Origin of the sequence: Aliivibrio sp. EL58 (genome assembly GCF_900312675.1) — a bacterium.
Classification (GTDB): Bacteria; Pseudomonadota; Gammaproteobacteria; order Enterobacterales; family Vibrionaceae; genus Aliivibrio.
Genome location: NZ_OMPC01000006.1, coordinates 47,399 through 69,497, shown reverse-complemented (window position 1 = coordinate 69,497; position 22,099 = coordinate 47,399). Strand labels below are relative to the sequence as shown.

The following is a 22,099-nucleotide window of genomic DNA, read 5'->3' as shown; positions in this document are numbered from 1 at the left end:
TTCACTACAAAATATTAAGAATTTTTATGGGTTTCAATTGTTTCAAACACTTCAAATGCCCAAGAGGGCATTCGCGCTGAAAGCAGGGACGACATTCAATATCGGTACACACAATATCGACTTTTTCAGCCAATGGCGGTGTGTATTTTGGTGAGGTTGAACCATATACACCAACTACATGGCAACCAACGGCTGCAGCAACGTGCATTAAACCAGAGTCATTACTCACAACCGTTTTACAAGCTGCAAGCAGATCAACCGCTTCAATTAGACTTGTATCACCCGCAAGATTAAATACAGATGTTTGATTGTCTAACTCAACTAAGGATTTAATAGTTTCTGTGGTTTCTTTATCTTTAGCAGAACCAAATAACCATACTTGATGGCCTTGATTAATCATTTCATTAGCAACCGTTGCATAATGCTCAACAGGCCACTGTTTTGCTGGACCAAACTCAGCCCCAGGACATAAGCCAAGTACAGGTTTTTCCATAGATAGAGAAAACTTTGTAAGAGTTGCTTGTTGAACATCAGTATCAATAGCAAGTTTAGGGCGTGGCAGATTTTCCAGCCCACCTAACGAGTTTGAATCAATCATCTCAGCTCTTGGGTGAGCCAATGCGACATAGCGTTCAACCATATATTGAAATGATTTCTTGTTTGGACGTAAATCGTTTAATAGGCCATAACGCATCTCGCCTTTCCAACCGATACGTTTTGGAATATCTGCAAACCAAGGGATCAGTGCCGATTTTGCAGAGTTTGGGCAGATATACGCATGAGTATAATTATTGGTTTTAAGTTGCTTTCCTAAGCGACGGCGACCAAGTAGATCAATATCACCATGACCAAGCGGCATTTCAATCGCTTGATTAACTTCAGGCATGCGCTCTAGAATAGGCTTACACCATGCAGGAGCCATCACATCAATAATCGCCTCAGGATGTTGTTGTTTAAGCGTGATATATAGTGATTGAGACATCACCATATCACCAACCCATGAAGGGCCAATAATTAAAATTTTCATGTAATACCAATGATCAATAATTCAGATCGGTCGCAGGCTCCCTTAAAGGGTTCAGAGGAGTATGTTGTGAGTTAATTAATCACAGCAATAATATCTGAATTCTGCAAGCGAAGCGATCTGAACTCTGCTCCAGCCTTATTTATTAATAATCGCCATATACTCAGCAACACCATCAGCAACCGACTTAAACTCAACATCACAACCTGCAGCGCGAAGCTTCGTTAAATCCGCTTGGGTAAACTCCTGATATGCGCCTTTTAAATGCTCAGGAAAAGGGATGCTTTGAACTTCGCCTTTACCATGATGTTTAATCACAGCATCAGCAACAGCGCGGAACGGTTCAGCACGGCCAGTACCACAGTTATAAATACCTGATACGCCATTTTCTAAGAACCAAAGGTTAACCGCAGCTACATCACCAACATAAACGAAATCACGTTTAAACTCATCACTGCGCTCAAACAGTTTAGGATCTTCACCTGAGTTCATTTGGTTATTTAAATGAAAAGCAACAGAAGCCATCGAGCCTTTATGCTGCTCACGAGGACCATACACATTGAAGTAACGGAAACCAGTAATTTGAGAAACGGTTTCACCGTGTGCTTCAGCATCAGCCCATAGGCGACGCACGTAGTTATCAAACTGCTGTTTAGAATAACCGTACACGTTTAATGCACCTTCATACTCACGCTCTTCAACGAAAGTATCAGTATCACCGTACGTTGCAGCAGATGAAGCGTATAAGAATGGAATTTCACGCTCGATACAAAAATGAAGCACTTCTTTAGAGTATTCATAGTTGTTCATCATGATGTATTTACCATCCCACTCAGTGGTAGCAGAGCACGCACCTTCGTGGAAAATAGCATCAATTGTACCAAAGTCATCACCCGCCATAATTTGCGTAATGAAGTCTTCTTTATCCATGTAATCAGTGATATCAAGATCAACTAGGTTCTTGAATTTCTTGCCATCTTTTAGGTTATCAACCACTAAGATATTGTTAAAGCCGTTGTCGTTTAAAGACTTAACAATGTTGCTGCCAATCATGCCAGCGCCGCCAGTTACAATGATCATTTTGATACCACGATTTATTTAGATAATTGATTCGATTGTAGCAGAGAAGAAAGGCGAGGAAAAGCAGGGACGAGAATCGAGGACGCTTTGCTCTAGGGGGGAGAAAGAGTAAAAATCGAGGTTTCAGGAAGGGCGAAAGAGCAGAATTCAGATCGCTTCGCTTGCAGAGTTCAGAGGTGATCGCTGAAGCTACAACGACAAAGAATAGTTCCTCCCCTTGGGTGATAAATCATTGGGATTGGTGATGTTAATAGAAGGGGAGGTTAGGAGGGGTTGCTAATGGATAACTTTGAATATACTCGCAATTACTTCAGTTCTTTATTTGAATGTTTTCTTTTTCTTCTATTGTTGAGGGAATATTTAGAAATGAAGATTGCAACCCCCTCTAACTCCCCCTTGTATTGATTTGATCACTTTCATACATACAGCGATAAAGGGGGAGAATATTCTTTGATGCTGTAATAACAACGCTCACCTCTGAATCCTGCAAGGGAGCTTGCGACCGATCTGAACCCTGAATTCTAAAAAAGGACTACTCATGCCAACACCCCCAAAAAACTCAACCGAAACAACAAACTTTGAAATAAACCTAAAACACCACGGCGGAAAACTCGGCGTCACCAGCTCTTGCCATGAACTCAACATTAATAATAACGGCAACAACCATGGCATATTAATCGACTGTGGGCTATTCCAAGGCAAAGATGCGAAAGATAAACACGGCAATGACAAAAAACTCGATATCGAATTTCCCATCTCACACCTAAAAGCACTAATTCTCACCCATACCCACATAGATCATATTGGTCGCTTGCCTTGGTTATTAGCAAAAGGTTTTAAGCAACCCATATACTGCACTCCTGCCACAGCAGAGTTAGTCCCATTAATGCTAGATGACGGCTTAAAATTACAACTCGGCCTAAATAAAGGCCAAAGAGAAAGAGTATTAGAGTTAATAAGAAAACAGATAAAACCCATTCCCTACAACCAATGGCATCGAATCCCACTTTCCTCTACCGTTAAATCATCGGGCGCAAGATCTTGCTCTAAATCTTCTCGCTCTCATTCTTTCTTCTCTTCCTCGCCCCTAAAAACTAGTCCCTCGCACCTGCTCTTAAGATACCAACCCGCCGGCCATATCCTCGGCTCTGCCTATGTCGAAATCAAACTGCCCAACAATGAAATCGTCGTGTTCTCAGGCGATTTAGGCCCATCAAATACGCCATTATTACCCGATCCAATTCCACCCAAACGTGCAGACTTATTAGTAATAGAAAGCACTTATGGCAACAAGCTTCACGACAGCGTAGAAACCAGGGCAAAACGCCTACAACAAATCATAGACCGTTCATTACAAGATGGTGGCGTAATCATTATTCCTGCATTCTCAGTCGGCAGAACCCAAGAGCTGCTGTTTGATATCGAGCATTTAATCCACCATCAAAAAATAGACTCAAAAATTCCTATTATTTTAGATTCCCCATTAGCCAACAAAGTCACCAAGCAATATCGCCGCTTTAAAAAACTGTGGAGCAAAGAAGCCAAAACCAAGCTAAACAATCAACGCCATCCACTTAACTTTGAACAGTGCATTACTATCGAAAGCCACAAAGAGCACATGCAAATCGTCAATCGCTTAAAAAGCACCGCCGAGCCCTGCATCATAGTTGCTGCCAGCGGCATGTGCGCCGGAGGCCGAGTAATGAATTACCTAGAAGGCTTATTACCAGACAAACGCACCGATATCATCCTAGCCGGCTACCAAGCTCACGGCACATTAGGCCGAGATCTGCAAAACAAAAAATCAACCGTATGGATTGATAATCAACCAGTAGATGTAAATGCTCAAATTCATACCATGTCAGGGTATTCAGCTCATGCCGATCAAGCTGATTTAATTAAGTTTGTTGATGGGATTGAAGAGGGGAGGAAAGAGGTGGTTGTTGTGCATGGTGAGGACAGCGTACGCGAGGAGTTTGAGAGGGCTTTGGAAACTAGAAACTATACGCTGCGCTAGCTAGAGGCTATAAGAGCAGGTATGTATATAGATGAGGTTTATTTACTTACATAATATGAAAGGAGTAAAAGTGTGTTATTTGAAAAATTAAAAGTATGGCAGCGTTCTGCTCGATTGGCTTGTGATGTAATTGAGTTATTTGAAGGGAATAGAAATTTTGCCTTAAAAGATCAAATACTACGTTCTTCGTTATCTGTGCCTTCAAATATCTCAGAGGGAGAGGAACGAGAGACACTTAAGGAGAAGATTCGATTTTACTATTATGCTAAAGGTTCATGTGGAGAGTTACTTACGCAGCTATTGATAGCAATTGAAACAGCAAGTGTGCCAAAAGAGCCTGCACTCCTTTTAGTTAAAGAAACACGAGAAATAGCAAAAGTTATCGCAACAATCATTCAAAAAGATAAGAGAAAAAAGTGAACCGTGGGCTTTTGATCTTATAGTCTCTAGTTAGCGCAGCGTATAGTTCCTAGTTTCATATAACTTTTTCAGTTACAATTTTGAAATATTAGAATTTATTTGGCGCGGGAAAGAGCAATGAAAACAAAAGATCGGATCATTCACGGTGCCTTAACCCTCTTCAACCAAAACGGTGAGCGCAACATCACCACCAACCACATCGCTGCGCATCTTGAGATCAGTCCTGGTAATCTTTATTACCACTTCGGAAATAAAGAAGAGATCATTAATGGGATTTTTGATAACTACGCGCAAGAGCTAAAAATACGTTTTAAGCCGATGGCGGAAGAAGATCAATCGAACATGCCTAGCGTGCAGATCATGCTAAGTTATTTAGATTCGATTTTTGAGTTGATGTGGAACTACCGTTTTTTCTACGCTAATTTACCTGATATTTTGAGTCGTGATGCGAAGTTAAAACTCAAATACACCAATGCACAGCAATCACTGAATGATAACCTCATGTCTATCATGAAAGGGTTTAGAAACTCAGGCGTAATCGCGCTTGAAGATGATGAGCTGCAAGCATTAACTAAAACATTGCATCTAGTTGCTTCTTGTTGGATCAATTACCAAACTGCACTGCTCTCTGATAACGAAATAACAGAGAATGTTATCTATCAAGGCATGCTACAAATGCTAAATGTAGTTAGGCCAATGGCAACAGCACAGGGCAGAGTGCAGATATTAGAGTTAGAAGCGCATTATAGAAGCAGAGTCGCAGCAAGCTGCTAAGACGGCTATGCCTGGAGAGCGCTGCGCTTAAGACGCAACAAGTTGCTTAAGGAGGTCAAAAGACTAAGAGTAATATACTTTTAGCTCTTGCTCTTCTCAAGCGTAGCGTCTCAAGGGCGAAGCCCATCTTAAGCGTAGCGCCCTGATCTTTCTGCTCTTACTTGTCCCTAGTCCCTGCTTTTACTAGCCCCTAAAGTCCCTTCCTAGTAAACCACGGCGATCTTTCATCCGTTAAATTATACAACTCATGCTCTTTATTCAACATCTGCCCACCATCACGTGTCAGTGGCTGCCAGTTAAACATCGCGCGGTTCTTACTTGGCTTCACCGTCATGATGTCAAATGGAATAGATATATAAAAGCCCTTGGTGTAGCTGCCCTCACCAAACTCTTCGGCAGATAAATCGGTAAAGCTTGCGTAAGCGCCAGCGATAACCCCCGAATCAAACTGCTTCGAGAAATCAATACGTGTGCCTTTATCGCCTGCTAAGAACTGACCTACGCCGACTTTAAATAAGGTACTTTTTAAGAAAGACCATTGAGGAGCATAATAGCCCGTCACAAACCCCGTCATGCCACTCGAAATTACCGTATAATCACTGCCATCAGTACCGCCAGATTGAAAATCCTGTTCGTAAAAACCAAACCAGCTATCCGGTGAGCGTTGCTTAATATAAGTCGCATCCACACCAACAGCCCAATTACTGTTTAATGGGCGATACATGACTTCAGAACCAACGCCACCAAACATACTTTCTAGATAACCGGCATAGGCTTGGCTATATAAACCAGAACCATATTCTTCAAACCAAGTCAGTTGCAGTGAGTTTAAGCGTACTGGATTATCATGCACATAAGCTCTAAACATGGTACGAACACGAGGGGCTGAATCACCCGTGCCATCAGGTGGCGTGATGTAATTAAACTTATCGTAGTTATCGATAAGATTAAAATACAAACCACCAGAGAATTGAATCTTATCGGTTAGCCAGATTGATGCATCCGTATTAACACCAAGCGCATATAAATAGAAATCTTCTGCATTACCAATAGATTGCGCTAATGTAGGAGAAATTGAATAATCCCAACGCTCTAAATTATCACTTTTTAGTTCATCAGCAGAAGGGGTATACGTTACCTCATCAGTTTGGCTCGCATCGGTAATATCAGCGTGAAAATATTCGTTGTTTGCTACTTCCTTATATTGTTCGGCATCGATAATCGTTTCAGAGATTGGCATTGATTGATTGGTTTCCACAATGCGGTAAGTTGAAACCGTTGCTGGAACATTATTTGCCAAAATACGAGCAGCACGATCATGGCTTTTATCACCATCACGATATTTGGTTTGTGTCGCTACGATAGTAACGGAATCATCGTTAGCATAGATTTGACTCTCTTCATAACCCGCATTATCATTAAGCTGCTGATTTACTCGTTGCCAATCAACCCCATCAATTGATTCGGTATTTGAACCTGAGTAAGTTGCAATTGGTTCATCACGCCAAATGGCACGCATAGTATTGAAGTTGGTGGTTAGATTAAAACCAAGTGTTAAGGTATCACCTCGCTCATAGCTAAGTTTCAAATCACCCCAATCGCTAAAGCCATACAACACACCCACATTCCAAGGCGTATGTTGAGTCATATCAGCAACGCCACCTTTAACTGGATAATCTTGGCTGTAATCGTTCGCGTCGTATTCTATTTTTAAACGCAGTGGTTGATAAGGCGTTTGATACTCTAAACCACCATAGATAGCGGCAGGGCCTTTGAACCAACGTTCGAAATCAACACTACCGCCGTTAGCTTTATAGCCAGCTTCTCTAGAGCAATATTTATCCGATGCCTTACAAAATGGATTAGTAATATTGCCACTTTGTCCAAGATAGCCCCAACCCATCCCTAGCGTGACATCAAGATTACCAAAACGTTTAGTTGCTGCAATAAATTCACCATCAAACAGACCCGTGCCGCCAAAATCACGAACACCAATAGAGGTTTCAGGTAACCAAGTGCTTTCTTCAAGTAAACGGATTTTAAAATCAATGCCTTTATCAGTATGAGCTGTATCACCACTGAATTCAGGAGCACTACTGTATTTCATATCCTGCGTCATGGTGTATCGAATGGTGGTCTCAAGCCACGGCATCACTTGTAATGAAATATTATAAAAATGGTATTCATTATTAATGCTAGCCCCAATATTGAACTCACCCTCAGGAGCCATTCGGCCAGAGGGCATTTGCATTAAACCTACACCACCAAAATCAGTTTGAGAGGTCGATAATGTGACTGGCTCAAATTGGGTTTTATCAACTTCATACGCATAAACTGAATAAGGAAGTACAGAAGCAACAAGACTAGCGGCTACAGAAAGAGTGAATGGAAAAGATTTCATGATCACAATGCCTTATTGCGTAAAAGTTGGATGATTGACTCGTTTAATGAGCTTGATTCAGACGGTAACGAGGAAAAAGGAACATAAACAACAGCACCAGGAGCTAAATAAACAGGATTGTTTTTCCAAAGGGTAAATTCTGTCATTTGAACGAAAGCATCAGGTTGAATCACTGCGATTTGAGTATTATCAGCATTAGTAGATAGCTTTACTTGTTCTAGATAATTATCAACAGATGCATGTTCTATTAATGGCAATACAATAGGAGAGTTAGATTCAATCGCACCAATAACCGTAATGGCGTTGGGCATTGTGGAGGTGCTTAATGTGTAGTGTCCAGAAAAAAGTGGATTAGAACCATCATCAATACGAACCAGATCACGATCTAAAGAAGTGAAAACTCGAGCGACATAAGAGAAGGTATTGAGCTGAGAAACTAACGCTTCGCTATTCTCGACTTGTTTGAGTTGATTAATGATCTGAGTTTTTAAATCATCAATTTCATGTTGTTTATCGTCATTACTTAATACTGCACCAAGTAGATAAAAATCACCGTCAGTATTGGCATAATAATCGTTAAGTACCGTGGCCATTCTTGCTGGTTGTGGGTAGCTTAATTGCAGTGATTGCTTATCTAAGGTGACCGTAAGCGTGTTGGTTTCTGCTGTATTTGCAATGGTAGAGGTACTGATAAATAAAAAGCAAAAGAAAAAACGTAGCATGATAAGTCACCTATAAAGAGAAGGGTTTTAATATGGTCATTTCAATCTTCCCTAATTTTGGGCCTAAATATTGAACGCTTTTTACGACATCGCCTTGTTTATCTACCCAATAGCGATTAGTAAAAGAGGTATCCAAACTTTTAATATTGACCGTTTCATAGATTAACGTTGTTTTCTTTTTCCATAACGGTGTAGTGATAAGCTCAGAGGTAGAGATAATAGGCGTAATGTCAGCTTGGTAGTGATAAAGGTAGTGATTGATGGTTTTCCAGCTATAGCTCGCATTTCTGCTAATTTGTTTTTGTAATAGTTCAGCGAAGGCTGGTGCTGTTTTAGTACTTGGATCTATCGATTGTAAATTCACTTGAGCCAAGCCAAGTGTTTTTACTACACGTCCATTCTCAGTCACTATCATCGCTTTATCAGAAGAGAGCCATTTTAACTGCATTACCCCTGTTGCTGGTTTTGGCTCTGCAAACGCCAATACCATAAACAACTGCGCACCATCATTAATACGAACAAAACTACTCGCATAAGGCAATTCAGCGATTTTATCAGAAGTTAATGCTACATCTTCTGCACCAAAGAGTGCTTCATCAAGTGTCGCGTTCACATCATTAAACTTTTGCGTACAGGCGGAGAGTGCAAGGGTGAGTATAGTTACTGTAATTAGCTTAAACATGATTAAAGGGTTAAGAGCGGAAAACATGATCCTGAGGTCCTGTGGCGATAGCTGTGAGAAAAAGTTGACAATTAAAGGTGTAGTTTAAAACTCGGACCATAGGACCATAGGACCATAGGACCATAGGACCATAGGACCATAGGCAACAAATATACAAAAACCATCAACAAAAGCTGATGGTTTTAATATAAGTACAACGAGAAACTAAATTACTTAGAAACTGTAGTCGTTGTAGAGTTTGAGCCTGAATCAGCAACAGCAACAACAGCAACTGCAGCAGCAACACCTACAGCGATAGCCGTAGTTGAAGCAGCACCAGCAGCAGCAGCAGAAGCGCCAGCAGTACCAGCAGCAGAACCTGAAGTTGAAGCTGCAGCAGTTGTTGCTTCAGCAGCAGCAAATGCAGAACCAGCAGTCATAGCTAGCATAAGAGCAATAGCAGTCTTTTTCATAAGATTAACCTTTATCATTTATTATACATCGATGTAAGTTCACTTAAGTAAGTTGGGTGAACTTCGCGCAAAATAGCATAGGTAGTACTAGGTGGTAAATAAAAAAGACTAAAAATGAATAAAAAACCGCTCAAAAAGTGTGTCGTTATTGATATTATTGCTAGTAAGTTGATTTATTGATGCTTTTATTTATTGCGTGAATGTTCTTTTTGTGCTTTATCGGGGGTGTGGTTGTATGTATAATGCAGCGCTTATTAATGAGTGTGAATCAATTTATATAAATAAAAGTTCTCGTTTGTCTTACAGGCAGAACCTCACATTTTATTATGTTTTTTGTTAATATAGACATGCTCATATACAGATTTATATCGTTGCGCTGAGAGGGAATGTGCTAATACCTCTGGGCGGTAGCGTATCAAAATTCCACTCTTTAAGTTGAAATCATGTTTATGAACAAAAAATGCCAACCTCTTTTCGCAGGGTTAACCTTGCTTCTTCTTAGTGGCTGTACTGTTTTTCCGGGCTCGCATATCTCAACAACAGATAAGCATGCCGTAGACCAAGAGCAACAAGAGGGCGAAGAGAAATTCTCAGAAGAAGTGAATGTATACGCACTAACGCCTCAACAAGTCGCTAAATATCAAACAGCAAAAACATCAGCACAAGCTAACCCTGAGTTAGAAGCTTTAATTGCTAAATATGAATACCGCGTTGGACCTGGTGACATCTTAAATGTAACGATTTGGGATCACCCTGAATTAACCATTCCTGCCGGCTCTTATCGTAGCTCTAGTGAATCAGGTAACTGGGTTCATGCCGATGGCACTATCTTCTATCCTTATATCGGTACAGTAAAAGTAGAAGGTAAAACCGTTCGTGAAATCAGAACTATTGTATCGAACAAATTAAAACGCTTTATTGAAAGCCCACAAGTTGATGTAAACGTTGCTGCCTTCCGTTCAAAGAAAACTTACGTTACCGGAGAGGTGACACAACCTGGCCAACAGCCGATCACTAACATTCCTCTTACCTTACTTGATGCAGTTAACCGCTCTGGTGGCTTAGCTGAAAATGCCGATTGGCGTAATGTGACCTTAACGCGCAATGGTAAAGAAGAAACCTTATCGCTTTATGCATTAATGCAGCGTGGCGATTTAACGCAAAACCGTTTATTACAACCGGGTGATATTATTCACGTCCCACGTAACGATACCCAAAAAGTATTTGTAATGGGTGAAGTGGCAAATCCGCAATTGCTTAAAATGGATCGCTCAGGCATGAGCCTAACCGAAGCACTAAGCAGTGTCGGCGGTATCAACGAATTAGCCGCAGACGCAACCGGTGTATTTGTCATCCGTTCATCAAATAAGAAGCAAGAAAGCATGGCAGATATTTACCAATTAAATATCAAAGATGCCTCAGCGCTTATTATTGGCACTGAATTCGATTTAAAACCATACGATATAGTCTACGTAACCGCAGCCCCAATCACCCGCTGGAACCGTTTAATCATGCAGTTAATGCCAACAATCTCAGGCTTTAATGAGCTGACAGAAGGCGCGTTGCGAGTGAAGACGTGGCCATAAAGTAGAGCGGAAAAGAAGGTAAGAGCGGTCCTGTGATCCTAGGGGGAGCTTAGATCTTAAGCTGAGATCACTTAAAATACATAGGAGCGCTTTTATAATGAGAACACTCGACTTTGAAAAATTAGAAGTTTGGAAAAAGAGTTCTCGTTTAGCGGTTGATGTTGTTCGTGAGCTTGAAGGCTGTAAGAATTATGGTCTTGTTGATCAATTGATGCGAAGTTCGTTATCTGTTCCTTTAAATATATTAGAAGGCGAAGAAAGAGAAACTGCAAAAGAATCTGCCCGCTTTTTATATTATGCAAAAGGCTCATGTGGCGAAATGATTACTCAGTTGTATATAGCTTCAGAATTAGGCTATATACCAAAACATAAAAGCTCAGCATTCATCAGTGAAGCAAAACACATATCAGTAATGCTAGCGAAACTAATTAAAATAAGAAAAGGAATAGTTAGGTAGAGCGGAAAAGAAGGTAAGAGCGATCCTGTGGTCCTAGTAGAGCTTAATCTACGATCACTTTAAATACATAGGAGCGCTCTAGCTGATAGGACCGTATTTCTATTCTTATCTATAAACTCATTAAAAATAGAAAGGGAAGGCTATGACCTTATGAAAGGGTTATTGCTTAATGCAGATTGTTCTTCCATAGGACCGCTCTTCTCGCTCTATCCCATAGGACCGTTTTTACTCATGTTCAATAAAATCTTAGTCGTCTGTGTCGGCAACATCTGCCGCTCTCCAACTGGCGAACACATTTTAAAACAATTACTCCCAAACAAAACTGTTGATTCAGCCGGTGTTGCTGCTGAAAAAAGTCGCTTAGTTGGTAAACCAGCTGATGCAATGGCAACTGAAGTTGCCGCTGAGCATGGTGTTAGCTTAGAAACACACCAAGCGCGCCAATTGACCAGTGCTGTATGTAAAGATTACGATTTAATCCTAGTAATGGAAGCGGGCCATAAAGAGGCCGTAACAAGCTTAGCACCAGAAGCTCGCAGTAAAACCATGCTATTTGGGCAATGGATAGGACAACAAGACATTCCAGATCCATACAGACAAAGCCGCGAAGCGTTCGATCATGCTTATGGATTAATAGAAAAAGCAGCCCAAGAGTGGGGGAAGAAACTATAAGAACGGTAATTAAAATGGGGGAAGAGCGGTTCTATGGTCCTATGGTCCAAAATCTGCATACCCTTTTTTATTACTTTGAATCTTAAATAAAACAGCAAGAGTAATGAACCTTATAATTTGAGTGTTTATCCACAGGATAGCTCTTTCCATAGGACCGCTCTTCCCGCTCTAAACCTTAGGACCGCCTTTAGTCATGTCAAACACTCAACAACCTCACGACCAATCCTCCGACGAAATCGATCTATCCAAACTGTTTGGATACTTAATCGATGGTCGCTGGATTATTATCAGCATTACAACTATCTTCGCACTGGCTGGTATCGCTTTTGCTCTTTTATCTACACCCATCTATAAAGCCGATGCGCTTGTTCAAGTTGAACAAAAAAGTGGTGGCGGTATATCATCATTAGTTGGTGATATGGGCGATATGTTCGCTTCTGAATCCTCTTCAAATACTGAAATTGAGATCATCAAATCTCGCATGATCTTAGGTGAGACGGTTGATAAGTTAAACTTAACCACTATTGCAGCACCGCAATACATGCCAATCATTGGTAAAGGCTTATCTCGTCTAATGGGTGAAGATAAAGCGATTAAGATCAGCCGTTTTGATATTCCCTCTTATATTGAAGTTCCAGCATTTACTTTAATACTCGATGATGCAGAAAAAGGAACTTATAGCTTATTTGATGCAGAAGAGCGTAAAGTACTTTCGGGTACTGTAGGTGAATTGGCAGAGAAACAAGATTATCGCTTATTTGTGATGCAACTACATGGTGAAACGGGTGATTTGTTTACTGTAACTAAAATCTCACGTTTCGATGCAATCTTAGGATTACAAGATGGATTAGTCATAAGTGAGCGTGGCAAGCAATCTGGCGTGCTTGAGTTTTCTTTAGAAGGTGAAAATAAAGCAAAGATTCAAGCGATTATTAATGACGTAACTCAAAATTATTTTTTACAAAATATAGCTCGTGATAGTGCAGAAGCAGAGAAAAGTTTAGCGTTTTTACAGCAACAATTGCCAAGTATTAAAGAAAAACTAACTATTTCTGAAGATAATTTAAATAACTTACGCGCAAAGCGAAAATCAGTGGATTTGAGTTTAGAAGCACGCGCTGCACTAGATGGAATGGTTAGGCTTGAAGCTCAGCTAAATGAGTTAACGTTTAAAGAGAGCGAGATCAGTCAGCGTTTCACTAAAGACCATCCCGCTTATAAATCACTGCTTGATAAGCGCAATGTGCTTTTGGGTGAAAAAGTACGCTTTAATAAACAAGTACAAAAATTACCAAAAACTCAACGAGAAGTGTTACGTTTACAGCGTGATGTTGAGTTAAATCAGCAGATTTATATCCAACTATTAAATAAATCTCAAGAACTGAGTATTCTAAAAGCTGGTACGGTTGGTAATGTTCGGATTTTGGACAGTGCACAAGCATATTCTGCAGCCGTTAAACCGAAGGAATTATTAATCGTTGTTTTAGCTACCTTACTAGGTGGGATGTTCAGCGTCGCTTTGGTATTAGTTAAAGCTGCATTGCATCGTGGTGTAGAAAACCCAGATGAGATTGAAGCGTTAGGTATTCCTGTTTATGCTAGTATTCCAAAATCAAATTGGCAAGAAAAACTGGATATTCGTTATAATAAGAAAAAGGTTAAACATTTAGAAACTCTGCTTGCTGAATCAAACCCAGCTGACTTATCTATTGAAGCACTGCGTGGCCTACGAACTAGTATGCATTTTGCGATGATGGAAGCTAAAAATAACGTAGTAATGATAACTGGTCCTGCGCCAAATATTGGTAAATCCTTTGTGACAGTAAACTTTGCAGCAGTAATCGCAAAGACAGGGCAAAAAGTACTGGTTGTTGATGGTGATATGCGTAAAGGTTATATGCAGCGTTATTTTGGTATGCAATGGGATAATGGTTTATCTGATTATCTTTCAGGTAAATTAACGCTAGAGCAATCAATTCAAGCATCAGAAGTTGAAAACCTAGATGTTATGACACGTGGTCAAATACCACCAAACCCATCTGAGTTGCTAATGACAAAACGCTTTAGTGATTTTGTTGATTGGGCATCTACTAATTATGACTTAGTGCTTATTGATACGCCACCAGTACTTGCAGTTACAGATCCAAGTATTGTAGGAGCTTTAGCTGGGACGACATTGATGGTTGGCCGTTTTGATCAAACATCAGTAAAAGAGATTGATGTAGCAAGACATCGATTCGAGCAAGCTGGAATCGAAGTTAAGGGTTTTATCTTAAATGCAGTAGAAAAGAAAGCAAGCAGCTCATATGGCTATGGGTATTATAATTACAGTTATGAGAGTGATAAGTAGATTATTTTCAGATATTAATAATTTATTATCATTAGCTATCCAACTAAAAATTAAATGGTTAAGGTTTAAAATGCTAAACAATAAAACAGTACTCATCACCGGTGGTACAGGTTCGTTCGGTAAACAGTTCATTAAAACGATTCTTGAGTGTTATCAAGATGTAACAAAGATAATCATCTACTCTCGTGATGAGTTAAAACAGTTTGAAATTAAGCAAAACTATCCTCAAAAAGACTTCCCTCAGCTGCGTTTCTTTATTGGTGATGTTCGCGATCAACAACGCATGATCCAAGCGTGTGAAGGTGTTGATGTTATCATTCACGCTGCGGCGATTAAGCAAGTAGATACAGCGGAATACAATCCATCTGAGTGTATTAAAACCAATATCACAGGTGCTGAAAATGTTATTAATGCGGCACTACAATGCGGAGTTAAAGATGTTGTTGCGCTTTCTACAGATAAAGCGTGTGCGCCAATTAACTTATATGGCGCGACAAAATTAGCATCAGATAAATTATTTGCAGCGGCGAACAATATTAAAGGCTCTAAAGATATTCGTTTTAGTGTTGTGCGTTACGGTAACGTAATGGGTTCTCGTGGCTCGGTGATCCCATTCTTTATGGAAAAGAAAAAAGAAGGTTTACTGCCAATCACTCATGAAGAGATGACACGTTTTAATATATCTCTTCAGGATGGTGTAAATATGGTGATGTACGCACTAGAAAACCATTTAGGTGGTGAGATATTTATTCCCAAAATCCCATCATACAAGATTTTAGATATCGCAAAAGCGATTGCTCCTGAGTGTGCAACTAAAGTGGTTGGTATTCGCCCTGGTGAAAAAGTTCACGAAGAAATGATCACTGATACAGACTCACTAAATACGATTGATTTAGGTCGTTATTATGCAATTCTTCCTTCGGTATCGTTTACTTATACAGAAGAAGAATATATTGATCACCATAAAGCAGAAAAAGTTCCGTTTGGTTTTAAATATAACTCAGGTACAAACACTGAGTGGGAAACCATTGAAGGTCTGCGTGAGTTAATTGTTGAGCATGTAGATCCTAACTTTACAGTTTAATTGAGAAGAAAATATGATCCCTTATGGTAAGCAAGAAATTACTCAGCAAGATGTTGATGCAGTTGTTGATGTTTTAAAATCTGATTTTTTAACTCAAGGCCCACAAGTTCCTGCATTTGAAGCTGCATTAATGGCACATACGAGTGCAGGCTTTGCATTAGCTGTAAATAGTGCAACGTCGGCATTACATATTGCCTGTCTAGCTCTTGGACTTGGCCAAGGTGACAGGCTTTGGACAACGCCTGTTACTTTTGTAGCTTCGGCTAACTGTGGTCTGTATTGTGGCGCTGATGTTGATTTTATTGATATTGATCCTCAAACCTACAATATGAGTATTAGTGCTTTAGAAGCAAAGCTGATTCAAGCAAAAGCAACAGATAGCTTACCTAAGGTGATTATACCTGTTCACTTATGTGGACAGTCCTGTGATATGAAAGCAATCCATACCCTTTCTAAAGAGTATGGATTTAAAATCATAGAAGATGCCTCACATGCCATTGGCGGTCGCTATCTTGATAACTCGATTGGTTGTTGTGAATATTCAGACATTACGGTATTTAGTTTTCATCCAGTAAAAATTGTCACTACTGCTGAAGGTGGTGCCGTGATGACGAATAGTCAAGAATTAGCGGATAAAATGGCACTTTACCGTAGCCATGGTATTACTCGTGACGAAACTAAAATGCAAAATGCATCTCATGGTGGTTGGTATTACGAACAGATTGATTTGGGTTTCAATTATCGAATGACTGAATTACAAGCGGCATTAGGGGTAACTCAAATGACTCGTTTAGATGATTTTGTATCGGTTCGTCACAAACTAGCTATTCGTTATAATCAGCTACTTGAAGATTTACCAATTACCTTACCTTATCAACTAGAAGGTACCTATTCTGGTTTGCATTTATATGTAATTCGTTTGCAACTTGATAATATATCAAAAACACACAAAGAAGTGTTTGATGTACTTCGAGAGCAAGGTATTGGAGTGAACCTTCATTATATTCCGGTACATATACACCCGTATTATCAAGAGTTAGGTTTCAAAATTGGTGATTTTCCAGAGTCAGAGCGTTATTACCAAGAAGCTATTTCACTTCCAATGTTCCATGTAATGACGGAAGAGCAACAAGATACCGTTATTCGTGTTTTATCGAGTGTGTTAGAGGGGTAATCATGAAGGTAGCAATCATTCCAGCTCGTGGGGGAAGTAAGCGGATTCCAAGAAAAAATATAAAATTATTCCATGGTAAGCCAATGATTGCTTATTCCATTGAGGCCGCTATTGAGTCAGGCTGTTTTGATAAAGTTATTGTTTCTACGGATGATAATGAAATTGCAGAAGTAGCTAAGCTATATGGTGCAGAAGTCCCATTTATGCGGCCTCAAAATATTGCCGATGATTATGCAACAACGATGGATGTTATTCAGCATGCAGTACAGTGGTGTGAGCAGCAAAAGCTGCCAATCATGTATGCATGTTGTTTATATGCTACTGCGCCATTTGTTCGAGCAGAGGATTTGAAAAAAGGGTGGGGAATTGTTCAACAGCCAGATGTGAAGTATGCATTCAGTGCAACAACATTTCCATTTCCTATTCAGCGAGCTATTAAGATCTCTAACGATGGTAATGTTAGTATGTTTTCCCCTGAGTATGAACTGACTCGTTCTCAAGATTTAGAAGAGTCATATCATGATGCAGGGCAGTTTTATTGGGGTGAAGCTGCAGCTTTTAAACAAAAATTAGCAATTTTTGATAAACATTCACGTTGTGTTCTCTTACCAAGAAAACAAGTTCAAGATATAGATACAGCAGAGGATTGGGAGTTTGCTGAAGTACTATTCTCTATGCTAACGAGAGACAAATAATGAATATTATTATTCGAGCAGATGCTTCTATTCATATAGGTAGCGGCCATGTAATGCGGTGCTTGGTATTAGCTGAAGCATTACTAGAAAAAGCTCACTCCGTCTCATTTGTTTGTCGTTCTCAACCGGGCGATATGATTAATTTTATCCAAGAGCGCGGCTTTGATGTTTTTTCTTTAGATGAAATTATCCCTGTAATTCAACCACAAGGTAGTGCTGATTATCTTGGTTGGCTACAGTGCTCTATAGAAGAAGACGCAAGTGCTTTTTTATTGAAAATTAAGAGTGCGGATATTGTAATAACAGATCACTATGCGATTGGAAAAGAATGGCAATCTATTATTCGAAAACAACTTGATTGTCGTATTATGGCTATCGATGATCTAGAACGAAAGCATGATGCAGATTTAGTAATAGACCAAACATTTGGTCGAAATAAAAAATCATATCCAAATATTTCTCGTGCACTTACTGGTACTCAATATGCATTGTTGAACCCAAATTTTTCAGTATTACATGAGCTGGCATATCAAAGAGTTGTACCGTTAGAAAGTATTAGAGTACTAGTTAGTATGGGGGGGATTGATTTACCTAATGCCACGTTATTGGTTTTAAAACAATTATCAAAGTTAGATAATATTACAGTAACTGTATTATTAAGTACTAGGGCTCCTCATTACATTAGTGTTAATTCATTTTGTCAAACGAAGTCAAACATTAAACACATTGGTTTTGTAAGTAATATGGCACAAGAGATGATGAAACATGACGTTTCTATTGGTGCGCCAGGAGCAACATCTTGGGAGCGTGCATGCTTAGGTTTACCAAGTATTATTATTCCTCTTGCTGAGAATCAACGAGAAATTTGTGAACGTTTAGTTGAAGCTAAAGTGGCAGTGAAGGTTAATGTTAATGATATTGATGACCAACTTATAAATGCATTTTGTGATTTACTCAAATCTTGGGGGTATTATCACCAGAATAATTTATCGTTATGCGATGGTAAAGGAACACTGCGTGTAATGACAGCGATAGAGAAATGGAACAATGAAAGTAACGATTATTTGTAGTGACAGTGTTCACCCTGTTTATCCTTATTTAGAACAATGGATTAAACGAAATATAAAGTCACATGATATCTCAATATATTATTCAATAAATAATATTGAGAACGGTGGAGATATTTTGTTTTTAATTTCATGTTCAGAAATAGTTCGAAAACCTGTTAGAGAAATGTTTCGCTATACACTTGTGCTTCATGCAAGTGATTTACCTGAAGGTAGAGGATGGAGTCCACATGTTTGGGATATCATTAATGGTAAAGATACTTTAATACTTTCTCTATTAAATGCTGAAGATAGTGTCGATACTGGAGATATATGGCAAAAAAGATACATATCTCTAGATGGTAGCGAATTATATGAAGAAATAAATCATAAGGTTTTTGAAGCCGAGCTAGAATTAATGTCTTGGGCTTGTGGGAATATTGATTACTCTAAAGCTAAAAAACAAGAGATTCAAGGTAGTGTTACAGACTACCATAGAAAACGTACACTTGAAGATAGTCAACTAAGTTTAGATAAATCTATTGAAGAGCAATTTAACTTATTGAGAGTATGCGATCCGAAACGCTTCCCTGCATATATTGTTCGTAATGGTCAAAAATATAATATTAAATTAGAGAAAGTAAATGATGAATAGTTTTATTGAGATTAATGGTAGAAAAATTGGCCCGAATTATAAGCCATATATTATTGCAGAGCTTTCAGCAAACCATAATGGAGATATAAATAAAGCTTTTCAAATAATAGAAGAAGCCAAAAAGGCGGGTGCTGATGCTATAAAGCTACAAACTTATCGTGCAGATACTATTACGATTGATTGTGATAAAGAGGATTTTCAAATTCGTGATGGACTATGGGACGGACGCACATTATATGAATTATATGAATGGGCTCATACTCCATGGGAGTGGCATAAGCCATTATTTGAAAAAGCAAAAGAATTAGATATCACTATTTTTAGTTCTCCATTTGATTTTACTGCTGTTGATTTATTGGAAGAACTGAACGCGCCTGCTTATAAAATAGCGTCATTTGAGCTTGTTGATCTTGCATTAATTAAGCGTGTGGCTCAAACAGGAAAACCGATGATTATGTCAACTGGAATGGCAAATCAAGAAGAAATTCAAGAAGCGATAGATACCGCAAGAAATAACGGCTGTGAAGAGTTAGTCGTACTTCATTGTGTGAGTGGTTATCCTGCACCAGCAGAGCAATATAACTTAAAAACCATTGCAGATATTTCTGAGCGTTTTGATGTGTTATCGGGCTTATCTGATCATACAATTGATAATGCAACCTCGGTAGCGGCTGTAGTGCTTGGCGCATGTCTTATTGAAAAGCACGTAACACTAGATCGAAATGGCGGCGGAGCTGATGATAGTTTTTCGTTGGAGCCGTCTGAACTAGCCCAGTTATGTAAAGATTCAAAAACAGCTTGGCAGGCAATGGGTAAAGTTAATTACGAACGCACAGAAGCTGAAAAAGGCAATGTTAAGTTCCGCCGTTCTTTATATGTAGTTAAAGATATTAAAGAAGGTGAAGAGTTTACTGTTGAAAATATCCGCAGCATTCGTCCTGGCTTTGGGCTAGCGCCGAAATATTATGATGATGTGATAGGTAAAAAGGCGAACGTTAATATAAATAAAGGCACGGCCTTAAATGCTGAATACGTGAATGGGTTAGGCTTTGAGATATTGTAAAAAGTGCTTAACGACTGATTTAAGACCAAATGCCTCTTTTAATGATGGGGTTTGTATTGCTTGTAGCTATACCGATTCTGTTCAAGATGATAATAGCAGTCTAAAGCTTAATATACTCCAACATAAGATACAGCAAAGTCGAAAAAAGCAACGAAACAAAGGTGCTTATGACTGTATTGTTGGCGTTAGTGGTGGGAAAGACAGTACACGTCAAGCTCATTGGGTAAGGGACCGTCTTGGTCTAAGGCCATTAATTGTTTGTTGTGCTTATCCCCCAAGGCAGATGTCTGAAATTGGTGCTAGAAATTTAACCAATTTAATGAATATGGGGTTTGATGTAATAGTTGCAACACCGGCACCTCAAACCGCGGCACACTTGGCTCTCGAATCATTTAAACAGTTTGGTAATGTTTGTAAATCAAGCGAAATGTCATTATTTTCAACGGTACCAAGACTTGCGATTGAACTTGGCGTAAACACTATATTTTGGGGTGAGAATCCAGCATTACAAGTTGGTGATGCTGCAGTGGAAGGTTTTGATGAATTTGATGGTAATAATCTCCGCCGTTTAAATACATTAACTGCTGGGGGTACTGATTGGCTAAAAGAAGAGGTTAATTTTTCATATTTAGCAGAGCATTATTTATATCCGAATGAAATTGAATTTGAAAAGAAAAAAGTAAATATTTTTTATCTTGGTCCTGCGTGGGATGATTGGAGTAATGATGACAATTCTGTTTATGCTTCTTTGCAAGGCTTAACACTGAGGCCTGGCGAAGAGTCCGAAACGGGTGATTTGTCGAATGCTTCTATGTTGGATGAAGAGTTTACAAATATTAACATGATGCTTAAATATTATAAATTTGGGTTTGGCCGAGCAACAGATAGTGTTAATGAACAAATTCGAGCAGGAAAGATTACTCGTGATGAAGCGATTAAAATTTCAGAGCAATATGATGGTGTTTGTTCTGATCGGATAATTAATAGCTATGCAAATTACGTAGGTATCACAGTGACTGAATTTTGGAATATTGCAAATCAGTGGGTGAATAGTACAATTTTTGAAACACATGATGGTAAACGACCTACTAAGAGGTTTAAAGTGGGGGTTAATTATGAAGGTTGATATCCTTGATATTGGAAGCGGTAATATTCGGTCGATCAAAAATTGGATTGAAAAAGAAAATATCTCAACACGTATTGTATCTAAAGCTAACGAGATTAACTCTGAGTTATTAATTTTACCAGGTGTCGGCTCTGCTGGCTCATATATGGAACGACTTAAAGCAGGTCAATATGATCAAGCGGTGATTGAACATGTTGAAAAAGGTGGACGATTACTTGGCATCTGCTTAGGTTTTCAAATTATGGGTCATTACTCAGAAGAGGATGGCCATATTGAAGGCCTGGGTTTAATTGATGCTCATACTGAGCGGCTTGCAGAAAATGTATCTCATAATGGATGGGAGCCGATTTATTTACGTCAAAATGAAATGAATAGTCAATCATTCCATAGCCAATATAAATTAACAAAAAAAAGAATACTAAATGGTCGAGTTTTTTATAACCATGAATATGGAGTTATAAATAATGAGCCGACAGCATTCTCTATTCCTGTATCAGGTTCCTTATCGAAATATAGTGGACTTTTAGTTAAAGATAATATTATTGGGATTCAATTTCATCCTGAAAAAAGTCAGTTATCTGGCTCTGAGCTGATTTCAATGATTTTATAGGAGGTAGTT

General features: G+C 39.1%; 21 protein-coding genes. 15 read left to right on the top strand and 6 right to left on the bottom strand.

From position 1 onward, the window contains the following. Positions 1–4: 4 nt before the first annotated feature. Both waaF and rfaD read right to left on the bottom strand, forming a co-directional pair. Positions 5–1,027 carry a lipopolysaccharide heptosyltransferase II gene (waaF, locus tag ED622_RS07675; protein ID WP_122033317.1) on the bottom strand — a complete coding sequence of 341 codons (1,023 nt, stop codon included), beginning with the start codon at positions 1,025–1,027 and terminating at the stop codon, positions 5–7. Positions 1,028–1,162: 135 nt separating this feature from the next. After that, complete coding sequence (gene rfaD, locus ED622_RS07670) at positions 1,163–2,104, bottom strand: ADP-glyceromanno-heptose 6-epimerase (RefSeq protein ID WP_122033316.1); 942 nt, start codon at positions 2,102–2,104, stop codon at positions 1,163–1,165. Between the two features lie 538 nt (positions 2,105–2,642). Here rfaD and ED622_RS07665 point away from each other — a divergent pair. The 3 genes from ED622_RS07665 (at position 2,643) to ED622_RS07655 (ending at position 5,315) form a co-directional block, all read left to right on the top strand. Then, the gene (locus ED622_RS07665; RefSeq protein ID WP_122033315.1) at positions 2,643–4,121 is read left to right on the top strand and encodes an MBL fold metallo-hydrolase RNA specificity domain-containing protein; all 1,479 of its coding nucleotides are present in this window, start codon (positions 2,643–2,645) and stop codon (positions 4,119–4,121) included. Positions 4,122–4,193: 72 nt separating this feature from the next. After that, positions 4,194–4,541, top strand: a complete 348-nt coding sequence (locus ED622_RS07660; protein WP_122033314.1) for a four helix bundle protein — start codon at positions 4,194–4,196, stop codon at positions 4,539–4,541. Positions 4,542–4,658: 117 nt separating this feature from the next. Further along, positions 4,659–5,315: a TetR/AcrR family transcriptional regulator gene (locus ED622_RS07655; protein ID WP_122033313.1), complete on the top strand. Its 657-nt coding sequence runs from the start codon at positions 4,659–4,661 to the stop codon at positions 5,313–5,315. A 190-nt stretch (positions 5,316–5,505) separates the two neighbouring features. Here ED622_RS07655 and ED622_RS07650 read toward each other — a convergent pair whose 3' ends face one another. From ED622_RS07650 to ED622_RS07635, 4 genes are all read right to left on the bottom strand, one after another. Then, the gene (locus ED622_RS07650; protein ID WP_122033312.1) at positions 5,506–7,716 is read right to left on the bottom strand and encodes a YjbH domain-containing protein; all 2,211 of its coding nucleotides are present in this window, start codon (positions 7,714–7,716) and stop codon (positions 5,506–5,508) included. A gap of 2 nt (positions 7,717–7,718) precedes the next feature. After that, positions 7,719–8,438 carry a capsule biosynthesis GfcC family protein gene (locus ED622_RS07645; protein WP_122033311.1) on the bottom strand — a complete coding sequence of 240 codons (720 nt, stop codon included), beginning with the start codon at positions 8,436–8,438 and terminating at the stop codon, positions 7,719–7,721. A gap of 10 nt (positions 8,439–8,448) precedes the next feature. Further along, positions 8,449–9,147, bottom strand: coding sequence for a YjbF family lipoprotein (locus ED622_RS07640; RefSeq protein WP_254052610.1), 699 nt, complete (start codon positions 9,145–9,147; stop codon positions 8,449–8,451). 182 nt (positions 9,148–9,329) lie between these two features. Further along, positions 9,330–9,572 (bottom strand): hypothetical protein, encoded by a 243-nt coding sequence (locus ED622_RS07635; RefSeq protein WP_122033310.1) that lies wholly within the window; start codon positions 9,570–9,572, stop codon positions 9,330–9,332. A gap of 449 nt (positions 9,573–10,021) precedes the next feature. Between ED622_RS07635 and ED622_RS07630 the strand changes: the two genes are divergently transcribed. From ED622_RS07630 to hisH, 12 genes are all read left to right on the top strand, one after another. Then, positions 10,022–11,158 (top strand): polysaccharide export protein, encoded by a 1,137-nt coding sequence (locus ED622_RS07630; RefSeq protein WP_371413433.1) that lies wholly within the window; start codon positions 10,022–10,024, stop codon positions 11,156–11,158. Positions 11,159–11,255: 97 nt separating this feature from the next. Further along, on the top strand, positions 11,256–11,615 hold the full coding sequence (locus ED622_RS07625) for a four helix bundle protein (protein WP_122033308.1): 360 nt from the start codon (positions 11,256–11,258) through the stop codon (positions 11,613–11,615). A gap of 231 nt (positions 11,616–11,846) precedes the next feature. Further along, positions 11,847–12,287: a low molecular weight phosphotyrosine protein phosphatase gene (locus ED622_RS07620; protein WP_122033307.1), complete on the top strand. Its 441-nt coding sequence runs from the start codon at positions 11,847–11,849 to the stop codon at positions 12,285–12,287. A 193-nt stretch (positions 12,288–12,480) separates the two neighbouring features. Continuing rightward, on the top strand, positions 12,481–14,637 hold the full coding sequence (locus tag ED622_RS07615) for a polysaccharide biosynthesis tyrosine autokinase (protein WP_122033306.1): 2,157 nt from the start codon (positions 12,481–12,483) through the stop codon (positions 14,635–14,637). Positions 14,638–14,707: 70 nt separating this feature from the next. Beyond that, complete coding sequence (gene pseB, locus ED622_RS07610; RefSeq protein WP_122033484.1) at positions 14,708–15,721, top strand: UDP-N-acetylglucosamine 4,6-dehydratase (inverting); 1,014 nt, start codon at positions 14,708–14,710, stop codon at positions 15,719–15,721. Positions 15,722–15,734: 13 nt separating this feature from the next. Further along, complete coding sequence (gene pseC, locus ED622_RS07605; protein ID WP_122033305.1) at positions 15,735–16,895, top strand: UDP-4-amino-4,6-dideoxy-N-acetyl-beta-L-altrosamine transaminase; 1,161 nt, start codon at positions 15,735–15,737, stop codon at positions 16,893–16,895. A gap of 2 nt (positions 16,896–16,897) precedes the next feature. Then, the gene (pseF, locus tag ED622_RS07600) at positions 16,898–17,590 is read left to right on the top strand and encodes a pseudaminic acid cytidylyltransferase (protein WP_122033304.1); all 693 of its coding nucleotides are present in this window, start codon (positions 16,898–16,900) and stop codon (positions 17,588–17,590) included. Next, positions 17,590–18,660: a UDP-2,4-diacetamido-2,4,6-trideoxy-beta-L-altropyranose hydrolase gene (gene pseG, locus ED622_RS07595; protein ID WP_122033303.1), complete on the top strand. Its 1,071-nt coding sequence runs from the start codon at positions 17,590–17,592 to the stop codon at positions 18,658–18,660. The genes pseF and pseG overlap by 1 nt, the downstream gene beginning before the upstream one ends. Continuing rightward, on the top strand, positions 18,638–19,291 hold the full coding sequence (locus tag ED622_RS07590; protein ID WP_122033302.1) for a formyltransferase family protein: 654 nt from the start codon (positions 18,638–18,640) through the stop codon (positions 19,289–19,291). The genes pseG and ED622_RS07590 overlap by 23 nt, the downstream gene beginning before the upstream one ends. Further along, complete coding sequence (pseI, locus tag ED622_RS07585) at positions 19,284–20,354, top strand: pseudaminic acid synthase (protein ID WP_122033483.1); 1,071 nt, start codon at positions 19,284–19,286, stop codon at positions 20,352–20,354. The genes ED622_RS07590 and pseI overlap by 8 nt, the downstream gene beginning before the upstream one ends. After that, positions 20,341–21,480: an N-acetyl sugar amidotransferase gene (locus ED622_RS07580; RefSeq protein ID WP_122033301.1), complete on the top strand. Its 1,140-nt coding sequence runs from the start codon at positions 20,341–20,343 to the stop codon at positions 21,478–21,480. The genes pseI and ED622_RS07580 overlap by 14 nt, the downstream gene beginning before the upstream one ends. Next, complete coding sequence (hisH, locus tag ED622_RS07575; RefSeq protein WP_122033300.1) at positions 21,470–22,090, top strand: imidazole glycerol phosphate synthase subunit HisH; 621 nt, start codon at positions 21,470–21,472, stop codon at positions 22,088–22,090. Before ED622_RS07580 ends, hisH begins: the two co-directional genes overlap by 11 nt. Positions 22,091–22,099: the final 9 nt, after the last annotated feature.